General features: G+C 70.6%; 1 protein-coding gene. It reads left to right on the top strand.

All coding sequences use genetic code 11. The annotated features are described in order from the left end of the window. A partial coding sequence (locus tag BST15_RS22315; protein ID WP_165757158.1) for a hypothetical protein occupies positions 1–306 on the top strand: 306 nt, incomplete at both ends.

The following is a 306-nucleotide window of genomic DNA, read 5'->3' as shown; positions in this document are numbered from 1 at the left end:
CTCGGGTAAGTCGCCGGCGCGGATTGCGGCCACGGCCGGGGTGCTGGCGCAGTGGCTGACCACCGACGGCGCCCAGATCCCACTTTCCGACATCGCAGAAGGCCTGCGGGAGAATCGAACCCGCTTCAAGTACACCGCGGGCGTCAGCGCTCGCGACCACGCCGCCGCGGTGGCGGGCCTGACCGCGCTTGCTGCCGGCGAGTCTGCTCCCGGTGTCACCGAACCCCGGCCGCGGCCGGCGACGTCTCGACCCGTGTTTGTGTTTTCGGGTCAGGGTTCGCAGTGGGTGGGGATGGGTCGTCGGTT

The organism is Mycolicibacter arupensis, from assembly GCF_002086515.1.
Lineage (GTDB): Bacteria > Actinomycetota > Actinomycetes > Mycobacteriales > Mycobacteriaceae > Mycobacterium > Mycobacterium arupense.
The sequence above is the reverse complement of the archived record's forward strand: the minus strand, read 5'-3'. Positions and strand labels throughout refer to the sequence as shown.